Source organism: Ideonella livida, assembly GCF_010499455.1.
Taxonomy (GTDB): domain Bacteria; phylum Pseudomonadota; class Gammaproteobacteria; order Burkholderiales; family Burkholderiaceae_C; genus Ideonella; species Ideonella livida.
In genome coordinates this window covers 230,366-251,239 of record NZ_JAAGOH010000003.1, presented here as the reverse complement: position 1 = coordinate 251,239, position 20,874 = coordinate 230,366, and the positions used below count along the sequence as shown (strand labels likewise).

21 protein-coding genes are annotated in these 20,874 nt (G+C 71.2%); 13 read left to right on the top strand and 8 right to left on the bottom strand.

Annotated features, from left to right (window positions below; all coding sequences use genetic code 11):
- Window positions 1–10 precede the first annotated feature (10 nt).
- Window positions 11–757, top strand: coding sequence for an SDR family NAD(P)-dependent oxidoreductase (locus G3A44_RS04495; RefSeq protein WP_163456303.1), 747 nt, complete (start codon window positions 11–13; stop codon window positions 755–757).
- 77 nt (window positions 758–834) lie between these two features.
- The gene (locus tag G3A44_RS04490; RefSeq protein ID WP_375138623.1) at window positions 835–1,380 is read left to right on the top strand and encodes a PhnD/SsuA/transferrin family substrate-binding protein; all 546 of its coding nucleotides are present in this window, start codon (window positions 835–837) and stop codon (window positions 1,378–1,380) included.
- Here G3A44_RS04490 and G3A44_RS04485 read toward each other — a convergent pair.
- Complete coding sequence (locus G3A44_RS04485; RefSeq protein WP_163456301.1) at window positions 1,310–3,637, bottom strand: TonB-dependent receptor plug domain-containing protein; 2,328 nt, start codon at window positions 3,635–3,637, stop codon at window positions 1,310–1,312. The genes G3A44_RS04490 and G3A44_RS04485 overlap by 71 nt on opposite strands.
- A 65-nt stretch (window positions 3,638–3,702) precedes the next feature.
- The gene (locus tag G3A44_RS04480) at window positions 3,703–4,329 is read right to left on the bottom strand and encodes a LysE family translocator (protein WP_163456300.1); all 627 of its coding nucleotides are present in this window, start codon (window positions 4,327–4,329) and stop codon (window positions 3,703–3,705) included.
- A gap of 216 nt (window positions 4,330–4,545) precedes the next feature.
- On the opposite strand from G3A44_RS04480, the gene G3A44_RS04475 reads away from it, so the two are divergent.
- The 4 genes from G3A44_RS04475 (at window position 4,546) to G3A44_RS04460 (ending at window position 9,082) form a co-directional block, all read left to right on the top strand.
- The gene (locus tag G3A44_RS04475) at window positions 4,546–5,514 is read left to right on the top strand and encodes a Bug family tripartite tricarboxylate transporter substrate binding protein (RefSeq protein ID WP_163456299.1); all 969 of its coding nucleotides are present in this window, start codon (window positions 4,546–4,548) and stop codon (window positions 5,512–5,514) included.
- A gap of 8 nt (window positions 5,515–5,522) precedes the next feature.
- Window positions 5,523–6,869, top strand: a complete 1,347-nt coding sequence (gene gudD, locus G3A44_RS04470; protein WP_163456298.1) for a glucarate dehydratase — start codon at window positions 5,523–5,525, stop codon at window positions 6,867–6,869.
- 100 nt (window positions 6,870–6,969) lie between these two features.
- Entirely contained in the window at window positions 6,970–8,082 is a 1,113-nt protein-coding gene (locus tag G3A44_RS04465; RefSeq protein WP_163456297.1) for an SMP-30/gluconolactonase/LRE family protein, read from the top strand.
- Between the two features lie 40 nt (window positions 8,083–8,122).
- Complete coding sequence (locus G3A44_RS04460) at window positions 8,123–9,082, top strand: 2-hydroxyacid dehydrogenase (RefSeq protein ID WP_163456296.1); 960 nt, start codon at window positions 8,123–8,125, stop codon at window positions 9,080–9,082.
- A gap of 22 nt (window positions 9,083–9,104) precedes the next feature.
- Here the strand turns inward: G3A44_RS04460 and G3A44_RS04455 are convergent, their stop codons facing one another.
- A complete protein-coding gene (locus G3A44_RS04455; RefSeq protein ID WP_163456295.1) occupies window positions 9,105–9,581 on the bottom strand; it encodes a GNAT family N-acetyltransferase in 477 nt (158 codons plus the stop codon).
- A 77-nt stretch (window positions 9,582–9,658) separates the two neighbouring features.
- Here G3A44_RS04455 and G3A44_RS04450 point away from each other — a divergent pair, with 77 nt between their 5' ends.
- A complete protein-coding gene (locus G3A44_RS04450; protein WP_163456294.1) occupies window positions 9,659–10,240 on the top strand; it encodes a helix-turn-helix domain-containing protein in 582 nt (193 codons plus the stop codon).
- A gap of 19 nt (window positions 10,241–10,259) precedes the next feature.
- Here the strand turns inward: G3A44_RS04450 and G3A44_RS04445 are convergent, their stop codons facing one another.
- Entirely contained in the window at window positions 10,260–10,763 is a 504-nt protein-coding gene (locus tag G3A44_RS04445) for a hypothetical protein (protein ID WP_163456293.1), read from the bottom strand.
- 142 nt (window positions 10,764–10,905) lie between these two features.
- On the opposite strand from G3A44_RS04445, the gene G3A44_RS04440 reads away from it, so the two are divergent.
- From G3A44_RS04440 to G3A44_RS04415, 6 genes are read left to right on the top strand one after another with little or no spacing between them, the layout of a single operon-like run.
- Complete coding sequence (locus G3A44_RS04440; protein ID WP_163456292.1) at window positions 10,906–11,664, top strand: hypothetical protein; 759 nt, start codon at window positions 10,906–10,908, stop codon at window positions 11,662–11,664.
- A 12-nt stretch (window positions 11,665–11,676) separates the two neighbouring features.
- Window positions 11,677–12,648 (top strand): LysR family transcriptional regulator, encoded by a 972-nt coding sequence (locus G3A44_RS04435; protein ID WP_163456291.1) that lies wholly within the window; start codon window positions 11,677–11,679, stop codon window positions 12,646–12,648.
- Window positions 12,645–13,382, top strand: coding sequence for a hypothetical protein (locus tag G3A44_RS04430; protein WP_163456290.1), 738 nt, complete (start codon window positions 12,645–12,647; stop codon window positions 13,380–13,382). The genes G3A44_RS04435 and G3A44_RS04430 overlap by 4 nt, the downstream gene beginning before the upstream one ends.
- Window positions 13,379–14,215: a uracil-DNA glycosylase family protein gene (locus G3A44_RS04425; RefSeq protein ID WP_163456289.1), complete on the top strand. Its 837-nt coding sequence runs from the start codon at window positions 13,379–13,381 to the stop codon at window positions 14,213–14,215. The genes G3A44_RS04430 and G3A44_RS04425 overlap by 4 nt, the downstream gene beginning before the upstream one ends.
- Before the next feature lie 10 nt (window positions 14,216–14,225).
- Window positions 14,226–15,836: an amidohydrolase family protein gene (locus tag G3A44_RS04420; protein WP_163456288.1), complete on the top strand. Its 1,611-nt coding sequence runs from the start codon at window positions 14,226–14,228 to the stop codon at window positions 15,834–15,836.
- Window positions 15,837–15,862: 26 nt separating this feature from the next.
- On the top strand, window positions 15,863–16,912 hold the full coding sequence (locus G3A44_RS04415) for an SMP-30/gluconolactonase/LRE family protein (RefSeq protein ID WP_163456287.1): 1,050 nt from the start codon (window positions 15,863–15,865) through the stop codon (window positions 16,910–16,912).
- A gap of 16 nt (window positions 16,913–16,928) precedes the next feature.
- Here G3A44_RS04415 and otnI read toward each other — a convergent pair whose 3' ends face one another.
- The 4 genes from otnI to G3A44_RS04395 are packed head-to-tail and all read right to left on the bottom strand — an operon-like array spanning window position 16,929 to window position 20,872.
- Window positions 16,929–17,753, bottom strand: a complete 825-nt coding sequence (gene otnI, locus G3A44_RS04410) for a 2-oxo-tetronate isomerase (protein WP_163456286.1) — start codon at window positions 17,751–17,753, stop codon at window positions 16,929–16,931.
- A 37-nt stretch (window positions 17,754–17,790) separates the two neighbouring features.
- The gene (locus G3A44_RS04405; RefSeq protein WP_163456325.1) at window positions 17,791–18,504 is read right to left on the bottom strand and encodes a class II aldolase/adducin family protein; all 714 of its coding nucleotides are present in this window, start codon (window positions 18,502–18,504) and stop codon (window positions 17,791–17,793) included.
- A 14-nt stretch (window positions 18,505–18,518) separates the two neighbouring features.
- Window positions 18,519–19,814, bottom strand: coding sequence for a 3-oxo-tetronate kinase (otnK, locus tag G3A44_RS04400; RefSeq protein ID WP_163456285.1), 1,296 nt, complete (start codon window positions 19,812–19,814; stop codon window positions 18,519–18,521).
- A gap of 32 nt (window positions 19,815–19,846) precedes the next feature.
- Window positions 19,847–20,872: an NAD-dependent epimerase/dehydratase family protein gene (locus G3A44_RS04395; RefSeq protein ID WP_163456284.1), complete on the bottom strand. Its 1,026-nt coding sequence runs from the start codon at window positions 20,870–20,872 to the stop codon at window positions 19,847–19,849.
- Between the last annotated feature and the right edge of the window lie 2 nt (window positions 20,873–20,874).

Below are 20,874 nucleotides of genomic sequence, written 5' to 3'. Positions count from 1 at the left end.
GAGCGGCACCATGAGCACCTCATCCCCCCTTCTTCTGGTCACCGGCGCCCGTGGCGGGCTGGGTCAGGCCCTGCTGCACCGCGCCCGCCGCCTGGGCTGGACGGTGGCCGCCTGCGGCCGTGATCCCCAGGCGCTGCAGGGCCTGCCGGCCGATCTGCTGATCGGTGCCGACGTCACCCAGGCCGAGGGCGCCGCCAGCGCGGTGGCCGCCTGCCGCCAGCAGCTCGGCCGGGCGCCGGACCGGCTGGCCCACTGCGTGGGCTCCACCCTGGTGGCCCCCCTGCACCGCACCACCGCGCCGCAGGCCGAAACGCTGCTGCGGGTCAACCTGCTCAGCGCCCTGCACATGCTGGGTGCCTGGGTGGAGGGCCTGCGCGAGCCGCCGGCGCCCGGGGCGGCGGTGCTGGTCAGCTCGGTGGTGGCCCGCGTCGGGGTGGCCAACCATGAGGCGATCGCCGCCGCCAAGGGCGGCATCGAAGCCCTGGCCCGCAGCGCGGCCGCCACCTACGCCCCGCAAGGCCTGCGGATCAACGTCGTGGCCCCGGGCATGACCGAGACGCCAATGACCGCCGGCATGCTCAAGCTGCCGGCCATGCGTGAGGCAGCCGCCCGCCAATACCCCCTGGGCGGGGTGCAGCAGGCCGACGAGGTGGCCGCCGTCATGGCCTGGCTGCTGGGCGAGGAGGCCGGACGGATCACCGGGCAGGTCATCCCCGTGGACGGCGGCTTCACCGCCGTGCGGCCGCTGGTGCGCTGATTCCGCCGGCCTGACCTCCGGCGCAGGCCTGTGGCCGGTGGCGGTGCGGGCCCGCGCGCCGCTGGTTTGGCGCCAGCCTGTGGATGCGCGCCCTGCTGACCGAGCGCGAGCGCCTGCAGTTCACCCCGCAGTACGTGCAGACCCACAGCAATGTCTATCGCCAGGTGTTGGCGGGCCAGGCCGGCACCGGCGGCGGCGTCAACCACAACCTGCACCAGGAGCGCGAGGAGGTGCGCCAGGGCCTGCGGGTGCTGTTTGAGACCCCCGGCGCCGCGCCGCATCCCGTCAGCGCCCATCCCCGCCTGGACCCCGGGCTGCGGCAGGCCCTGACCGAGGCCCTGCTGGCGCTGGCGGATCAGCCCGAAGGCGAGGCCCTGCAGGACGTGAGCCATGAGCGGGAGGTGGAGCGGCTCAAGGGTGAGTTCCTGGCGGCGGCCACGCACGAGCTGCGCCCCCCATGGTCAGCATCCACGGCTACGTCGAGCTGCTGCTGCGCCGGCCGCCCCCGCCGCTCACGCAGGGGCCTGAGGCACCTGCCGGCGCCGCCGGCCTTCAGAAGCCGCTTTCCCAGCTCAGCCGCCACAGGGTCTGGCGCTGCCAGGCCTCGCGGCTGTCGTAGGTGACGCGGCGGCCATCCTCCACCAGGGCCACGCGCTTGCGCTCCACCTCGTCGCTGGCGGCCAGGGTGGTGGCGGCCAGGCGCAGGCGCTGGCGTGGGGCAGGCAGCCAGCTCACGTCGGCATTGAGCGCCTGCTGGGCGTCAAAGGCCTGGCGACGGCCGCTGGGCAGGTCGGCCAGGGCCGGGCCACGGGCCTCCAGCCCGGCGTGGGTCTGCCACTGGGGGCCAAAGTCCTGGCTCAGCTCCCCCTTGGCCACCCAGCGCGGTTGGTTGGGCAGCGCCGGGTGTTCGGCCACCACATCGCGCAGGCGCGACCGGTTCACGCCGAGGCTGGTCTGCCAGCGCAGCGGGCCGGTGGCGCCGGGCAGCCAGCCGGCCAGGCCGGCCCGGGCCTGGCCCCGCAGCTCCAGCTCCAGGCTCGCGGCCCAGGCCCGGCCGGCGTTGTAGCGCTCCAGCACCCAGGGGATGACGGCATCGTCGGGTCGCACCTGCAAGCGGTCCAGGATCACGTCCTGGATGCGGCGCAGGGCACCGGAGACCACCACCTCTCCGCCTTGGCCACCGGGGCCACCCAGGCCGGGCAAGCCGCGCTGCCAGCTGCCGTCCAAGCTCCAGGCGCGCTCGGGCTTCAGGTCGGGGTTGCCCATGTTGGCCGGGGTCAGCGGCGTGGTCTCCACGTTCACATAACGGCGCGGCATCACGTCTCGCGGCTGCGGCAGCTTGAACCCACGTGAGAGGCCCAGCTTGAACACCCCCACATCGCCCGCCGGCGTGGTGGACAGACGCAGCACCGGCCCCACCAGCTGGTGGGTTTGGCGCACGGTCTCAAACACATTGCCGCTGCTGTGGGTGCTGAGCTGCTCCAGCCGCACGCCACCCACCGCCTGGGTGCGCGGGCTCAGCGCCCAGTCGTCCTGCAGATAGACCGCGTGGCGTGTGGCGTGGGCGTCGTAACGCTCGTCCAGGTTCTCGGCAGGCAGGCCACCGGGCAGGGCCAGCTCGGTCTGCACCCGGCTCTCGCGCCGGCGGGCCTGTTCCCGCTCCAGGCCCAAGTCCAGGCGGTGGTCCTCGCCCAGCGGGCGTTGGTGCACCAGGGTGAGCTGCAGCGTCTGGTCGGTGGCGCGGCCGTCCACGTCGCTGAACTTGACGGGCGTGCCCTCGGCGTTCCAGCCGTCCACATGGCTGTCTTGGTCGCGGCGCACCTGGTTGAAGCTCAGGCGCACCTGCCACAGCGTGCCGTCGGCGGTTTGATGTTGCAGCTGCTGGCGCCCACGCCAGAAGCGGCGCACAAAATTCAGCCGCATGTCGTCGGCGGCCATGTCCGGGGGCGGGCCCACCAGCGGTTCCCGCTGGTCGCGTGAGCCGCCGTGGGAACGGGCGTAGCGCAGGCTGTGGTCCAGGCTGGCCTGCCACTGGCCACCGTCGCCGTCGCCCTGCTTCCAAGACCAGCGGGGGTTGGCCGCCAGGGCGTCGGTGCGGTCGTCCTCGCGCTTGTGGGTGGCGTAGCGTTGGGTCACGGTGGCGCTGCCGGAGCCCTCGGCAGCGTCCTCGCGGCGCTGCTGCACCACCTCGGCCGGCCAGCGCTGGCGCTCGCTGCTGGCCACCAGGCCCAGGCCCCAGGTGGCCAGCCCCCAGGCGTTGCCCAGGTTCACGCTGGCCTGCGCCTGCGGCTGCCCCCATTGGGTGGCCGCGCTGAGCTTGAAGTCACGCGTGGCCAGCTTGCTGCTGCTGCGGGTCACCAAGTTGACCGTGCCCGCAATCGCCTGCGCCGTCTGCACCGAGGCGCCACGCAAGATCTCCACCCGCTCCAGGCTGTCCAGCGGCAGGCTGTCCAGCGTGAAGCCGGGCGGCGCCGGCTCGCCATTGATGAGGAGGCGGGTGTAGCCGTTGCCCAAACCGCCGAGCTTGACCTCGGTGCCCTGGCCACGGTGGTCCACGCTCACGCCGGGCACGCGGCGCAGGGCGTCGGCCAGGCGGGTGTCGCCGTGCTGCAGCAGCTCTTGCCGGGTCACCACCTGCTGGCCGGCCACGTCGGCGCGGCGCTGGGCGCTGCTGCTGTTGGCGTTGCCACGCACTTCCACTTGCTGCACGGGCTCGGCCGGTGCCTGGCAGAGCGCATGGGGGGCCAGCACGGTCAGGATCAGTGGCGCCAGCGCTCGGCCAGGGCAAGCATGGATCTGGACTTCAAGGGCTTGAGGCCGGGTGGGCCGCAAGTTGGCACGGCTGCCAAACGGGCGGTAAGGGGCAGGCGTGCGGGGCATGGCGGGGGGCGATGACAGGCTGCTTTGACAGGGGCGCCGACGTTAACCGCACGCTGCGGCGGGTTTCAACGCGACAAGATGAGCCGCACACCCAGGCCGATGAACACCGTGCCGGCCACGCGGTCCAGCCACAGGCCGGCACGCGGGCGGCGCTGCAGCCATTGGCCCACTTGGCCGGCAAATAGGCCCAAGGTGCCAAACAGCAGGGCGGCTTGCAGGGTGAAGAGCAGGCCCAGGGCGGCGGTTTGGCCGGCCACCTCACCGCGTGCGGTGTCCACAAACTGCGGCAGAAAGGACAGGAAGAACAGCACCACCTTGGGGTTGATGGCATTGGCCAGCAAGCCCTTGGCGAACAGGCGGCCCAGGCTTTGCGGGGCGCCTTGGGCCTGCGCGGCAGTGGTGCCGCCGGCGCTTCGCAGCGCGTGCCAGCCCAGCCAGCACAGGTACAGGCCGCCGGCCATCTTGAGCAGGGTGAAGGCCAGTGGGGAGGCGGCCACCAGGGCGCTCACGCCCACGGCGGCCAGCAGGGTGTGGCTCAGGCAGCCCAGGGCGCAGCCCAGGCCGAAGGCCACACCGGCGGCGCGCCCGCGTGACATGCCCATGCCCAGCACCATGAGGTTGTCCGGGCCCGGGGAGGCGGTGATGAGGAGGGCGGCCAGCACAAAGGCGCCGGCTTGGTCGAAGGTGAGCATACGGACATGTTACGGGCGCACCGGACCGGGGGGCGCCGGGATGGAGGTGAGCGCTAGGGTTTGCCCTTACGCAACTCCCGCAGCGGACAGCCTGCCAAGGTAGCGCTACCATTGGTGCATATTTGGTAGCGCTACCAATTGCCGGCGGCGCTCCACCACAACCAAGCCGTGCCCCCACAGGGGACGGCCCCATCGCCTCGCAACCGGAGACTTCGCATGTTCACCAAGCGTCTGTTCTGCACCTTGGCACTGGCCCTGCTGGCCGCCACCGGCGCCCAGGCCGAGACCTGGCCCGCCAAGCCTGTCACCCTGCTGGTGCCCTTTCCCCCGGGCGGCGCCACCGACACCATTGCCCGGGCCGTGGGCACCAAGCTGCAGGAGCGCCTGGGCCAGACCTTCATCGTGGACAACAAGGCAGGCGCCACCGGCACCATCGGCGCCACGCTGGTCAAGCGTTCACCGGCCGATGGCCACACCTTTCTGGTCACCTCGCTGGGCCCGCTGGTGATTGCCCCGCACCTGATGAAGAACGTGGCCTACGACGCGGCCAAGGACTTTGACTACCTGACCGTGCTGGTGCAGGCGCCCAATGTGCTGGTGGTGCCGGCCAACTCGCCCCACAAGACCGTGGCCGATGTGGTGGCAGCGCTCAAGGCCAACCCGGACAAGGTCAGTTTCGCCTCCTCGGGCAACGGCTCCTCCGACCACCTCACCGCCGAGCTGTTCTGGCTGCAGACCGCCACCAGTGGCCTGCACATTCCCTACAAGGGCGGTGCGCCGGCCATTTCTGACCTGCTGGGCGGCCAGGTGGATGCCTCATTCCAGAACGTCAACGCCGTGCTGCAGCACATCAATGCCGGCAAGCTCAAGGCCCTGGCCGTGACCGGCGACAAGCGCTCGCCGGTGCTGCCCGGCGTGCCCACGCTGGGCGAGGCCGGTGTGAAGGGGGCCGACGTGTATTCCTGGCAAGCCATCGTGGCGCCCAAGGGCCTGAGCGCCGAGGTGCGCAGCAAGATGCAGGAAGCCCTGCTGGCTGCCCTGAACGACCCCAAGATCAAGCAGCAGTTCACCGCCGTGGGCCTGGAGATCGTGGGCAACACCCCCGAGCAGTTTGTGACCTTCCAGGCCAAGGAAAACGCCCGTTGGAAGCAGCTGATCGACACCCGCAAGATCACCGCAGATTGAGTTTGACCATGACCACCACTCCTCGCATCACTTCCCTGCGCGCCATCCCTGTGGCGGGCCGCGACGGCATGCTGCTGAACCTCAGCGGCGCGCACGCCCCTTTCTTCACCCGCAACCTCCTGGTGCTGACCGACTCCGCTGGCCGCACCGGCGTGGGTGAGGTGCCGGGTGGCGAGAAGATCCGCCAAACCCTGGAAGACGCCGCCGCCCTGGTGGTGGGCCAGCCGGTGGGCAGCCACCTGGCCGTGCTGCAAGCCGTGCAAAAGGCCTTTGCCGACCGCGACAGCGGCGGCCGTGGCCTGCAGACCTTTGACCTGCGCACCACCATCCACGCGCTGGCGGCCATTGAATCGGCCATGCTCGACCTGCTGGGTCAGCACCTGGACCTGCCCGTGTGCGACCTGCTGGGCGAAGGCCGCCAGCGCGACCGGGTGGAAATGCTGGGCTACCTCTTCTTTGTGGGCGACCGCACCAAGACAGACTTGCCCTACGTCAGCGCCGCCGACGAGTTGGCCAAGAACCCCGACGCCGACGACTGGACCCGCCTGCGCCACGAGGCCGCCATGACGCCCGAGGCCGTGGTGCGCCTGGCCGAGGCCGCCCGCGCCCGCTACGGCTTCAATGACTTCAAGTTGAAGGGCGGCGTGCTGGCCGGTGATGCCGAGGTGGACGCCGTCACCGCCATCCACGAGCGCTTTCCTGACGCCCGCGTCACCCTGGACCCGAATGGCGGCTGGCTGCTGAAGGACGCCATCCGCCTGGGCCAGCGCATGCGTGGTGTGGTGGCCTATGCCGAAGACCCCTGCGGCGCCGAAGGGGGCTTCAGCGGCCGCGAGGTGATGGCCGAGTTCCGCCGCGCCACCGGCCTGCCCACCGCCACCAACATGGTGGCCACCGACTGGCGGCAGTTTGTGCACTCGCTCTCGCTGCAAAGCGTGGACATCCCGCTGGCCGACCCGCACTTCTGGACCATGGCCGGCAGCGTGCGCGTGGCCCAGACCTGCCGCGACTGGGGCCTGACCTGGGGCAGCCACTCCAACAACCACTTCGACGTGTCCCTGGCCATGTTCACCCATGTGGGCGCCGCCGCCCCGGGCAAGGTCACGGCCATTGACACCCACTGGATCTGGCAAGACGGCCAGCGCCTGACCCAAGACCCGCTGAAGATCATCGACGGCCATGTGGAAGTGCCCAAGAAGCCGGGTCTGGGCGTGGAGCTGGACATGGCCGAGGTGGAGAAGGCCCACCAGCTCTACCTGCAGCACGGCCTGGGCGCCCGCGACGACGCCACCGCCATGCAGTACCTGATCCCGGGCTGGACCTTCGACAACAAGAAGCCCTGCCTGGTGCGCTGAGGCACGCGGAGCGCCCTGACGCTCCCCCTTCACCGGCACGCTGCCGCGTGCCGGTCTTCCCATGGCCCCGCAGAGGGCCGATTCATCCGGAGACACGCCCATGAACCCGTTCAACCCCGCCCGCCGCCAGCTGCTGGCCGCCGGTGCCGCCACCGGCGCCGCCGTTCTGACCGGCGACGCGCTGGCCCAGGCCTTTGCCTTCACCCCCAACCAGCGCTACCCCGACCCGGCCGTCCAGATCCTGGACCCGTCGTTCGCCAAGTACCGCATCTACAGCAGCACGCTGGAGCAGGTGGGCACCGGCATGCGCTGGGCCGAGGGGCCGGTGTACTTCCCCGGCGACAACGGGGCCCCGGGCCATGTGCTGGTCAGTGACATCCCCAACAACCGCCTCATGAAGTTCGACGAGGCGACCGGCGCGTTCACCGTGTTCAAGAGCCCGTCGAACTACGCCAACGGCAACACCCGTGACCGCCAGGGGCGGCTCATCAGCTGCGAGCACTCGGTCACCCGCCGGGTGGTGCGCACCGAGAAAAACGGCAAGCTCACCGTGTTGGCCGACAGCTTCGAAGGCAAGCGCCTGAATGCGCCCAATGACATCGTCGTCAAGAGTGACGACAGCGTGTGGTTCACCGACCCGCTGTTCGGCATCAACGGCGAGTGGGAAGGCAGCCGTGCCAAGCCCGAGCAGGCCACCACCAACGTCTACCGCATTGATGCGAACGGCAGCCTCAGCGCCGTCATCACCGACATCGTCAACCCCAACGGCCTGGCCTTCAGCCCCGACGAGAAGAAGCTCTACGTGGTGGAGTGGAAGGGCACGCCCAACCGCAGCATCTGGGCCTACGACGTGGGCGCCGATGGCCGCACGCTCTCCAACAAGACCAAGCTGATCGACGCCGCCGACTTTGGCGCCCTGGACGGCTTCAAGGTGGACCGCGACGGCAACCTGTGGTGCGGCTGGGGCAGCAACGGCGCCCTGCAGGCCGAGCCCAGCGCCGTGGGCGGCCGCCAGGTGTTCCAGCTCAAGGGCCGACCCGAGGACCTGGACGGCGTGATGGTCTTCAGCCCGGCGGGCAAGCCGCTGGCCCACATCCGCCTGCCCGAGCGCTGCGCCAACCTGTGCTGGGGCGGCCCCAAGCACAACCGCCTCTACATGGCCAGCTGCCATTCGCTGTACGCCATGTACTTTGAGGCGCACGGGGCGGTGTAATGGCCGGCTTTGCCTTTCACCTGACCTTTTCCGCCTGCCGATGAACTTCCAAGACCGCACCGTGCTCAACGTGGGCCGCCTGCCCGCCACCCTGCTGGACCGCCTGCGGCAGCACTTCACCCTGGTGGACGCCCAGCGGCCGGAGGACCGTGCGGCGCTGCTGGCCCGGCATGGCGCGCAGGTGCAGGCCCTGGTCACCTCGGCCGCCTCCGGCGCCGAGGCGGCCTTGCTGGACCAATTACCCGCGTTGCAGGTGATCTCGTCTTTCGGCGTTGGGCTGGACAAGGTGCCGGTGGCCGCCGCGCACGCCCGCCACATCCCGGTGGGCTACACGCCGGATGTGCTCAATGACTGCGTGGCTGACCACGCCTTTGCGCTGCTGCTGGCCTGCGCCCGCCGCACCGCCGAGGCCGACCGTTGGATGCGCGCCGGCCACTGGCCGCAAAGCACCGGGCCCTTTCCGCTGGGACGCAAGGTCAGCGGCGCGCGCCTGGGCCTGCTGGGCCTGGGCCGCATCGGCCAGACCATTGCCCGCCGCGCCAGTGGCTTTGACATGACGGTGCGCTACCACAGCCGCCGGCCGGTGGCCGGCGTGCCCTGGGCGCATGAGCCCCAGCTGCTGGCCCTGGCCGACTGGGCCGACTACCTGGTCGTCATCACCAGTGGCGGGCCGCAGACGCGCCATCTGGTCGACACCCCGGTGCTGCAGGCCCTGGGGCCGCAGGGCTTCCTCATCAACGTGGCCCGAGGCAGCGTGGTGGACGAGGCCGCGCTGGTGAGCGCCCTCACCCAGGGCACGTTGGGCGGGGCAGGCCTGGATGTGTTTGAGCGCGAGCCCGCCGGCAACCCCGCGCTGCACACCCTGGAGCGCGTGGTGCTGACCCCGCACATCGCCAGCGCCACCCAGGAAACCCGCCAGGCCATGGCCGACCGGGTGGTGGAGAACCTGCTGGGCTACTTTGGCCAGGGCCGGCTGGTCACGGAAGTGGCCAGGGGCTGAGGCCACCGCACCTGTCCACGCCTCAAAGCGCCCGTGTCATGAAGACGCTGAACGGGTCCGGCCGGTAGTCCGCAAACGGGCCGCACGCTTCAAACCCCTCGCTCAGGTACAGCGCATGGGCCGCGCCAAAGGTGCTGGCGGGCCCGGTCTCCAGGTAAAGGCGGGTGTAGCCGCGGCGGCGGGCCTCGTCGATCATGTGGCGCAGCACCGCCCGGCCGGCGCCGCGGCGGCGTTGCCCCTGCGGGGTGCGCATGCTCTTGAGCTCGCCGCTGGTGGCGTCCAGCGCCTTCAGGGCCCCGCAGCCCACCAGTTCATCTCCTGCCCACACCGACCAGAAGCTCACGTCCGGCGCGCGCAGCTTGTCCAGGTCCAGGGCGTGCACGCTCTCAGGTGGTGAGAGCGAGTACATGTGGTCCAGATGCTCTTGCAGCAGGGCATGCAGGGCCGGGTGGGTCAGGTCGTCCAGGACGATGCGCAGCGGGCTGGCGGGGGAGGGCATGGCAAATTTCCACTACAGTAGAAATTCCACTATAGTGGATGCATTCCCCGTCGTCCAGCCTGCCCGGAGCCCGAACCATGACCCTGATCGCCCGCCGCCTTCGCCAGGAGCGCAAGCGCCGGGGCTGGACACTGGAGCAGCTCGCCGCCCAGGCCCAGGTCAGTCGGGCCATGATCTCCCGCATCGAGCGGGGCGAAGCCAACCCCTCTGCCACCCTGCTGGTGCGCCTGGGGGATGCCCTGGGGCAAAGCCTGTCGGCCCTGATGAGCGAGCCGCCCGCTCCGCAGGCCAGTGCGCTGCGCCGCCTTGCCGAGCAGCCGCAGTGGGTGGATCCCGACACCGGCTATGTGCGCCGCATGGTCTCGCCCACCGGCGTGGCCGACGAGGTGGAGATCATTGCCGTGGACCTGCCGGCCGGTGCCCAGGTGCGGTTTGCCCCCACCGCCCGCCTGCGCTATGACCAGCAGGTGCTGCTCACCGCCGGGCGGCTGCGGGTGCAGGCCGGGTCAGAATGGTTTGAGCTGGCCCCGGGCGACTGCCTGCGCATGGCCACCGACGGCGAGCACGGCTTTCACAACCCCGGCACCGAGCCGGCGCGCTATCTGGTGGTGGCCCGCGGCGTGGTGGTGCGCGACCCCGGCCGCGACGCGCCGGCCTGAAGCGCCTCCGGCCCGCCGCTCAGAGCGGCCAGTGGCGGGCCAGGGCAGAGGACAGCCGCGGCAGCAGCGGGGAGCCGCCCTCGGGGCGCTCGGCGGGCTCGTCCTGTCCGCCGGGGGCCAGGCCCAGCGCCTTGGCAAACAGGTGCAGGGTCAGGCCCATGTTGGGGGCGTCACCGCTCCAGGTCACCAACACCCGCTGCGCGTCCACCGGGCAAGGGCAGCGGTGCATGGGCACCACCGCCAGCGAGGTTTCCGCAGGCCCCAGGGTGAGCACGCTGCGGGCGCCGGCGCCGGCGGCCTGGAGCGCCAGCGTGAACTGCCGCAGACCTTCCGGCCCCACTCCCACCACACGGCCGCCCTCAAGCCGCAGGATGTCCTGGCGGGCCAGGTCGCGGTGTCCGTGGGCATTGGCATAGCGCAGGCGGCCGTGCGCATCCACCATCAGCAGGCTCAGGCCGATGACCTCCAGCGCCGTCTGGCTGACGGCCGAAGCGTCCTCGGGCGTGTGTGCCGTTGTATTCATTTTGGGCATCCCTCTTTTGTGTTGGCAGTCAAGAATCAAACCTTGAACATGCGAAACACTTTGCATCCGCCTGCCAACCGTGCAAAGCTACGGCTGCTAATCGCCCCAATTAGTGGCGAACAGCGACAAACCGGGAGGACCTATGCCGTCTTGGAAGGTGGTTTGGGAGGAGGCCTTCGAGGGCCCCGCGCTGTCGGCGCGGTGGATCGGTGGCCAGCTGCAAGTGGCGCCGCAGTACCGCATCGAGCTGCGGGAGGGCCTGCACCTGGACATGCAGGCCGGCGGGGACTACGCCTCGGGTGGGGTGGTGAGCGCCGAGGCCCTGGCCGGCGACTTTGCCGCCGAAGTCGCCTTCACGGTGAGTCACCCCCAGCAGGCCAGCACGCTGGAGTTGGCCGCCATCGGTGCGTCGCCGCCACCGGCCACGGTGTTGCAGCCCACCCAGGCGCAGGCGTGCGCCCTGGTGTTCAACGTCCACGGCGAGCCGCCCTACGTCAGCGCCGAGTTTGACGAGGACGACGGCTGGCGCATCGGCTGGAACACCGAACCGCCGGTCTTCAAGCCGGGTGCCCAAGGCCAGCCCATCGCCGACAGCCGGCACAACCGCTACGGGGTGAACGCCCGCACCGGCGACATCACCGGCCCGGCCAGCGGCTGGCTGTGGCTGGAGCGCCTGGGCGGCCACTGGCGCGCACGGGGCCGGGCCACGGCGCAGGACACCTGGCTGGACCTGCGGCCAAGCCCGACGCAGCAGGACACCACGCTGGACGCCGCCTTTCTGGCCGGGCCGGTGCATTTACGCCTGGCGGCCAAGCACTGGATCAAACCCCGGAAGCAGGTCTACAGCCCGCCGGCCAACCACGTGGTCTTCAACCACTTCCGCCTGTACCGCCCAGCTTGAGAGGAGTCGCCCATGCGATGGACAGCCAGTGACTTTGAGCGCCTGGACCCGCGGCTGTTCCGCGCCTTTCTGGCGGTCGTGCGCACCGAGAGCTTTTCGGCCGCCGCCGTGGAGGCCTCGCTGACCCAGGGGGCCGTGAGCCAGCAGATCGCCAAGCTGGAGGAGCGGCTGAACACCCAGCTCTTTGTGCGGGCCAACGGCCGCGTGCTCACCACCACCGCCGGCCGCATGCTGGCCTTGCATGCGCAGGCCTACATGGACCACACCGCGCGGTTTCTGGAGCAGCTCAACGAGGAGTTTGAGTCCATGCGCGGCGGCGTGAGCTACGCCATGCCCGAGAGCTGCATCCACGCCCCGCACTTTGGCTGGCTGCTGGAGCGGCGCAAGGCGCATCCCGATCTGGTGCTGAGCATCGAGCTCAAGCCCGCCCCTGAAGTGCTGGCTGACGTGCTGGCCGGCGCCGTCGACTTTGGCTTCATGAACCAGCCCGCGGACAGCCAGGCGGTGCAGGCCTACCCCTTCTGCTGCGAGGACTATGTGCTGGTGGGGCCGGGCAACGGCCAGGCGCCGGCGCTGCCCGAGCACCTGGACGGGCTGCTGAGCCTGCCGCTCATCGTCTACCCCGGCATGTTGCACGGGCTCAACCGCTGGATCCGTGCACAGTTTGGCGAGACCGACCCCATCAGCACCGTCTCGCTGCGCACCTGCGGCCAGTTCAACGATTTGCGCGGCGTGCTGGCCATGGTGGAGGGGGAGCTGGGCTGCACCGTGCTACCCCGCCATGTGGTGGGCGAGGCCCTGGCCCAAGGCCGCCTGCGGGCCCTGACCGGCCCCCTGGGCCAGGCCCAGCAGGCGGCCATGCAACAAATCTGGATCGTGCGCCTGCGTGAGCGGCGCATGCCGGCGCGGGTGCGGCGCGTCATCCGCTGGTTCCTGGACATGCACACCGAACTGCAACCCATCCCACAGGAGTTTCTGGAATGAGCCTCACGCACGAACCGCGCCTCTGGTTGGGCTGGCGCAAGCCCGCCGCCGACGCAGGCCCGACCGACTGGCCCACCTTCCGGCAGACCCTGGGCCAGGTCTTTCTGCCACAGACCTGGCGGGTGATGACCCGCTTTGGCCTGATGGCCTACGTGCCCACCGTGCTGACCGCCGACGACGATGCCGCGACCCTGGCCTGGCCAGACGAGACGGCCCTGCTGGTCTACCGCAGCCGCGAAGACTACGAACGCCACAAGGCCGACGCTGAGGGCCAGGCCTACAGCGACCTGCATGGCGAGGTTTTCCGCTTTGGCACCGGTGCGCGGCACTCCCGCTCCAAATGGGCCACGGCGGCCGAGGAGCCGGGCAAGCCCCTGCGCCGGATGCCCAGCGCCGACGGGGCCCACTTCGCGCAGCCCACGGCCCGCATCTCGGTGCTGTTTCTGGCGGTGCCGCCGAACGTGACGCCTGGCCAACTCCTGGCAATCTGCCCTGAACCCGACAGCGAGGCCGTGGCCTGGTGCGTGGACGGCAAGGCAGTGGTCTGGCTCAGCAGCGCTGCGCCCCTGAACCTGACCGCATGCCAACAAGCCTTGCAGCACGCCGTGCCGGGCCTGACCGTGCACCTGGCGCAGCAGGCCACGCCCGTGCCCGTGCTGGCCCCGGCCGGGGTGGCCGTGGACGACCTGCACACCTGGCACATGGCCCTGGGCCTGACCGAGGTGCAGCCATGACGGCACTGCTCATCGACCAGTTGCGCGGCCACCTGGAGGGTTGGCAAGAAGACCTGCCACCCGCGTGGGTCCCCGTGCTCAAGGATGTGGAGCTGAACTGGGCAGGCGTGTCGCCCACCCGGAAGGCCTCGGAGCACCCGGTGATCCCGCAGCGCCGAGGCCAAGTGGCATCAGGCCGACCTGCGGGCAGCCACCTCTTCAAGGCCCTTGACGAAGTGCCCCCCCACCAGGTGCGGGCGGTGATGATCGGCCAAGACCCGTATCCCCATCCCAAACTCGCCACCGGCCGATCCTTTGAACCGGGCGACCAGACCACTTGGTCGCCCCAGACGCCCAAAAGCCTGCAGCGCATCGCGCAGATGCTGGCCGTGCACCGAGACGGGCAGTCCACCGACCCCCCTTTAGGTGACGCGCACTGGGCGACCTGGTGCGAGCGGTTCAACAAGGGCCGACTGCCGCCGCCACCGGCGCTCTTTGCCCATTGGGCCGGCCAGGGGGTGCTGTGTCTGAACCTGGCCCTGACCCACACGAAATTCGAGGGTCCGGAGCAGGACCAGCACATGGCGCTGTGGCAACCGGTGCTGCAGGCCGTGGTGCGCCACCTGGCCGGGCGGGAGTCCCCGCGCCCGCTGCTGGTGATGCCCTGGAGCGGCAAGGTCAGGAACGCCTTGGCGCCACTCGACCTGGCCCTACCGCGTGCGCTGTGCCTGCCTGGCCATCACCCCAACGCCAGGGGCTCCGGAGACAAGCCACTGTTCTTTGATCAGCCCAACCCCTTCTCCACGGCCAATCAAGCGCTTGCAGACGCTCATGGCCAAGCCCTGAACTGGTGAGGTCGCCCTCATGAAACGTTGCATCCTGGCTGCGCGCCTGGTCACCATGGGTCCCGCTGGCGTCCTTGCCACCGGGCACCTGTACCTGAAGGGCGACCGCATCGTGGCCGCCCAAGACGCCACTGTGCCCCCGCCACCGGGTTTTGCCGGCGTGACGGTGCACGACCTGTCCGGCTACGACGTGCTGCCCGGCCTGATGGACCTGCATAACCACCCGGCTTACAACGCCTTGCCCTTGTGGCCAGTGCCCAAGAGGTACACAGGACGCAGCCAGTGGTTGGATGACAAGCGGTATCGCGCGCAGGTGAGCGCCCCCGCAACAGCCTTGCTCAAGGCGCCTTCACCCTACCTGCGGGCACTGGCCCGTTATGTGGAGTTGCGCTCGCTCATGGGCGGATGTACCGCACTGCAGGGCCTTTCCGCCAAGGGCGGATCGACCCACTACCGGGGGCTGGTCCGTAACTTTGAGGAAACGTCGAACGGTGGCCTGCCGCGAGCCCGCACCCGCGTGGCTGACGTGGATTCGGACGACGAGCTCAAGAGCTTTGCCGAAGTCCTGGACTCTCAGCAACCCACCTTTTTCCACTGGGCTGAGGGCACCGCAGAGAACCCGTCCGCCGTGCGACAGGTCAGTGTGGTGCGAGAGCACCAACTGCTCCGCCCCAATCTCATCTGCATCCATTGCCTGGCCTTGACGCGCGATGACCACCAGGCCCTGCGCGACGCCGGCAGCCATGTGGTGTGGTCCCCCCTGTCCAACCTGCTGCTGTATGGCAAGACGCTGGACCCGGCCGATCTCAACACCCACCACCCCTTTGCCCTGGGCTGCGATTGGACCCCCAGCGGCAGCCGCAACCTGCTGCAAGAACTCAAGGTGGCCCACCTGGTGGACCAGCAGCAAGAGGTCGACCAACGCCTGGGCACCGAGCGCCTGGTGAAGGCCCTCACCGCGGATGCCGCCCGGGTGGTGCAATGGGGCGGCCAACTGGGGCAGCTGCGTGCCGGCTACCTGGCCGACCTGCTGGTGGTCCGCCGCCGGCACGACGACCCCTACGCCAACCTTTTGCATGCCACCGAGCGCGAGGTGGCCGCGGTGTGGGTCGATGGCGTCCCCCTGTACGGTGATGCCGACTTGATGCTGCAGTTGAGCGCCGCTGACACCCCCATCTGGCCGCACTGGGACACCCTGACGGTGGGGGGGGTACCCAAACGCCTGCGCCTGCCAGACGCCGGGCCCAACGTGTCGGCCTGCATGGCACTGCTGAGCCAGGCCCTGGCCCATCCCGAGGCCCTTGCACCGTCAGCGGCGCCCGGCCTGGCGCCCGCCGGGGCCGACTGGGCGGCCAGTGCGGCCCCGGTGGGCCCCGCCGCCTTCGGCTTGGTTTTTGACATGGGCGACGACCTGGCGTCGCCCCCGCAGGCAGAGCCCGCTGCCGACCAGCCCGGCGGCATGGCCATGGCCTGGGCGCCGGCCCACCCGACCCCCATCAAGCCGCTCACACTCGCCCCGCTGACCGTGGTGGATGATCCCGACTACTGCACCACCATCGCCCAAAGCCCCAACCTGCCGGACTACCTGCGCGGCGACGCCCTGAAGAGGTTCTACCTCGCCCCGCAGTAGCCCGCCCGCCGCTCTACCGCCTGCCCATGCACGTTCCTTTCCAGCCCCACGCCCGCTACCCCGACCCGGCGCTGCAGATCCTGGACCCAGCCTTCCTGCCGCTGCGCCTGTACAGCAGCACGCTGGAGCAGGTGGCCAGCGGCCTGCGCTGGGCCGAGGGGCCGGTGTACTTTCCCGGCCAGCAGGGCGGGCCCGGCCACCTGCTGGTGAGTGATATCCCGGGCAACCGGATCCTGCGGTTCGACGAGACCGATGGCCGCTTTTCGGTCTTCCGCTCGCCCTCGAACCACGCCAACGGCCACACCCGTGACCGACAAGGCCGCTTGGTGAGCTGCGAGCACTCCGTCACCCGGCGCATCACCCGCACCGAGCATGACGGCACGGTCACGGTGCTGGCCACCGGTTGGCAGGGCCAGCGCTTCAATGCGCCCAATGACATCGTGGTCAAGTCCGACGGCAGCATTTGGTTCACCGACCCGCTCTTTGGCATCCAAGGCTGGTGGGAGGGTGAGCCTGCCACGCCCGAGTTGCCCGGCACCTGGGTCTTTCGCCTGGACCCGGACAGCGGCGAGGTCACACCCGTCATCACCGACCTGGGCAACCCCAACGGCCTGGCCTTCAGCCCCGATGAGCGCTACCTGTATGTGGTGGAGTGCCGGCCTTCGCCCTGGCGCAGCATCTGGCGCTATGCGTTGAGCGCCGACGGCCGCACCCTGGACCTGGCCGGCGCCGTGCGCGTGGTGCAAGCCACCGACCACGGCGCCCTGGACGGCCTGCGTGTAGACGAGCAGGGCAACCTGTGGTGCGGCTGGGGCGCCAGCAGCGAACTGGCCGACGCGCCCGTCACCCTCAACGGCCGCCAGGTCTGGTTGCCCGCTGCCCGCAGCGAAGACCTGGACGGCGTGCGCGTCTTCAGCCCCGAAGGTCGCGCCCTGGCCCACCTGAGCCTGCCTGAGCGCTGCGCCAACCTGTGCTGGGGCGGCCCCAAGGGCAACCGCCTCTACATGGCGGCCTCACACTCGGTGTACGCCATGCACTTCAACACCCGCGGCGCGGGCTGGCCGGATCGGGCTTGAGCCTTTGCGGGCGGGGTCAGCCTCGGGCCGGCACGCCGGCCGCCCGCAGCCAGCCCAGGCCGGCCGAGGTGCCGCCGGCCACGGCGCCGCGCGCCGGGCGGTACTCGCAGCCGATCCAGCCCTGCCAGCCGCACTGCGCGGCCACCTCGTCGATGACCGAGAACAGGTAGGGGTAGTGCAGCTCGCCCAGGTCAGGCTCATGGCGCATCGGCACGCCGGCGAGCTGGAAGTGGCCCACGCGGCCGGTGGGCAGCCACTGGCGGATCTTCATGGCCAGGTCGCCCTCCACGATCTGCGCGTGGTAAAGGTCGAACTGCACCTTCAGGTTGGGCGCGCCGATGGCCTGGGCGATGCGGTGGGCCTCGGCCTGGTGGTGGAGGAAGTAGCCCGGCATGTCGCGCGGGTTGATGGGCTCCATCAGCACGTCGCGGCCGGCGGCGGCGGCCTGCCCGGCGGCCCAGGCCAGGTTGGCCTCGTAGGTGGCCAGCAGGGTGGCGTGCGGCACGCCGGCCGGGGCCAGGCCCGCCATCACATGGATGCGCGGGCAGTCCAGCACCTGGGCGTAGGCCAGGGCGGTGGCGAAGCCGGCGCGGAACTCGGCCTCGCGGCCGGGCAGGCAGGCGATGCCGCGCTCGCCGGCGTCCCAGTCCCCGGGCGGGGCGTTGAACAGCACCTGCTGCAGGCCGTGGGCCTTCAGGCGCTCGGCAATGGCCTCGGCGGGGAAGGCGTAGGGGAACAGGTACTCCACGCCCTCGAAGCCGTCGGCGGCGGCGGCGGCGAAGCGGTCGAGGAAGGGGTGCTCGTTGTAGAGCATCGTCAGGTTGGCGGCAAAGCGGGGCATGGGGGCGATTCTCCGGGGATCTTGGGGGTGGCGGGCCTCACCAGCGGGCGCCGAAGGCCTGCTGCAGGGCGTCCAGGGCGCCGGCGTCCAGGGGGGCAGGGGCAGGCCTGGCGGGGGCTGCGGCCGTGGGGCGGGTGAGCAGCCACAGGCGCGCGGTCTCCTCCAGCTCCTCCAGCGTGGCCAGGGCGGCGGCCGGGCTGTCGTGCCAGACGTTGGGGCCCAGGCGCGCCAGCATCACCGCGCGCAGGGTACGGCCGGCGCCAGCGTGGCGGGCGATGGCCGCGGCCACGGCCTCGGCCGCCTCGGGGGCGCCGGGGCGGTGGTAAGCGATGTGCGGCACCCGGCCCACCTTCATCACGAAATAGGGCGTGAGCGGGGGCAGCAGCTCGGCTTCGGGGTCGGCCGGGCCGTTGGCGGCGCCGCACTGCAGCAGCGAGGCGGCCACCAGGTGCGTGCTGTGGGTGTGCAGCACGCAGCGGGCGGGGGTGCCGGCGGCCTCGGTGGCGGCGTAGATGCGGCGGTGCAGGACGATGGTCTTGCTGCCCCGGTCGCCGGCCACCTGCTGGCCGTGGGCGTCCAGCCGCGCCAGGCGGGCGGGGTCCAGCGTGCCCAGGCAAGCGTCGGTGGGGGTGATGAGGTAGCCGTCGGCCAGGCGCACGCTGAGGTTGCCGGCGGTGGCGTGTACGTAGCCGCGCTCGAACAGCGAGCGGCCGACGCGGCAGATCTCCTCGCGGGCCAGGGCCTCGTCCATGAAGGGCGCCATGGTCAGACGGTCTCCGCCGCCGCGACCGCCAAGGCCAGCGCGGAAAAAGCCTTGGTGAAAAAGTCCGGCGTGCCGAAGTTGCCGGACTTCAGCGTCAGGTGCAGGCCTTCTGGGGCGCAGGTGGGCTGGGCATGGCACCAGGGCACGCCGGGGTCGATCTGCGCGCCGATGGCCAGCTGGGTGATGCCCAGGGCCTGCACGCAGGCGCCGGAGGTCTCGCCCCCGGCCACCACCAGCTGGCGCACGCCGACATCCACCAGGCCCCGGGCGATGCGGGCGATGCAGCCCTCCACCAGGGCGCCGGCCGCCTCCACGCCCAGCTGGGCCTGGATGGCCTGCACGGCCTCGGGGGCGGCGGTGGAGTACACCAGCACCGGGCCTTGGGCCAGGCGTGGTCGGGCCCATTCCAAGGCGGCTTCGGCCACCGGCTCACCAGCCGCCACGCGCAGGGGGTCAATGGCCAGCGCCGCGCCGCCCCGGGCGATGAAGTCGGCCACCTGGCCGTTGGTGGCCACCGAGCAGCTGCCCGAGACGATGGCCTGCGCGCCCTGCGGCGCCGGCAGGCGGGCGGTCTGCGCCGAGGGGCTCAGGCCGAAGTTGCCCGGCAGGCCGATGGCCACACCCGAGCCGGCGCACAGCACCGGCAGGTCCTTCAGCGCCGGGGCCAGGCGCAGCAGGTCGTCGTTGCTCACCGCATCGACGATGGCAATGGCCACGCCTTCGGCCTGCAGCGCGGCCATGCGGGCGCGGATGGCGGCTTGCCCGGCGGCCACGGTGCGGTGGTCGATCAGGCCCACCCGGCGCTGGCACTGGGCCTGCATCACCCGCACCAGGTTGGCGTCGGTCATGGGGGTGAGCGGGTGGTGGCGCATGCCGCTGTCGCTCAGCAGCACGTCGCCCACGAAGAGGTGGCCCTTGAAGACGGTGCGGCCGTTGTCCGGAAAGGCCGGCGTGGCGATGGTGAAGGGTGCGTCCAGCGCGTCCATCAGCGCCTCGGTGACGGGGCCGATGTTGCCGGCGGGCGTGGAGTCAAACGTGGAGCAGACCTTGAAGTAGACCTGCTGCACGCCCTGCGCCTGCAGCCAGCGCAGCGCGTCCAGGGACTGGGCCACGGCTTGGGCCGCCGGCACGGTGCGCGACTTGAGCGCCACCACCACCGCATCGGCGCTGGCGTCCAGCGGGCCGGCGGGCACGCCGATGGTCTGCACAGTGCGCATGCCGGCGCGCACCAGGTTGTTGGCCAGATCGGTGGCGCCGGTGAAGTCGTCGGCGATGCAGCCGAGCAGGGGGCGGGTCATGGGGTTGGATTCCTTGGGTCGGGATCAGGCGCTCAGGCGCGCAGCGGCTGGGCCAGCGCCTCGGGGTGGTCGGCGGCGTAGGCGCGCAGCAGCTCGGCCACGCTGGCGTCGGGCTGCAGGCCCAGACCGGCGGCGCGGGTGGCGGCAATGCGCGCCGGCCAGCCGCCGACGATGGCGGTGATGCGGGCGTCGGGCACCCAGTCCAGCCGGGCGGCGGCCTCGGGGCCGGCCAGCGCGGCCAGGGTGCGGGCCATCTCGCCCACGGTGGTGGTCAGGGCCGGCAGGTTCACGGCGGTGGGCGGGCCCCAGGTGGCCGCGGGCGTGCTCAGCGCGGCCAGCAGGCCGGCCACGGTGCGGCCGGGCGAGGCCAGGGCCACGGCGGTCTCGGGCGCCACGGGCACGGTGCAGCGCTGGCCGGCCAGGGGTTCGCGCAGCATGCCGCTGACAAAGCTGGAGGCCGCGCCATTGGGCCGGCCCGGGCGCACCGCCACGGTCATCAGCCGCACGGTGCGGCCCTGCACCAGGCCGCGGCGCGAGAAGTCGGCCACCAGCTGCTCGACCATGAACTTCTGGATGCCGTAGCTGCCCTGCGGCGTGGGCAGGTGCTCGTCTTCGATCAGGGCGGGCAAGGCGTGGCCCGGCGCGGCGCCGAACACGGCCACCGAGCTGGCGAAGACGAACACCGGCGGGCGGCCACTGGCGATGCCCCCCTGGCGAGCGGCCTGCAGCAGCGCCAGGCTGCCGGCCAGGTTGCTGCGCAGGCCCAGGTCCAGGTCGGCCTCGCAGTCGGCGCTCACGGCGGAGGCCAGGTGCACCACCGCGTCCACATCGTCCAGCCGCAGCCGGCCCTCGGCCAGCAGGGTGCCCAGGTCGCCGGTGACGGCCTGCACCCGCGGGTCGGCGGCCAGATCGGCTGGGGGGGCGAACAGGTCGGTCAGGCGCAGGGCGGTGATCGCCTGGGCCGGGGCGCCAGCCAGCGAGATGGGGCCGCCGGCCAGCAGGGTGCGGGCCAGGCGGGTGCCCAGGAAGCCGGCCGCGCCGGTGACGAGGATGCGCATGG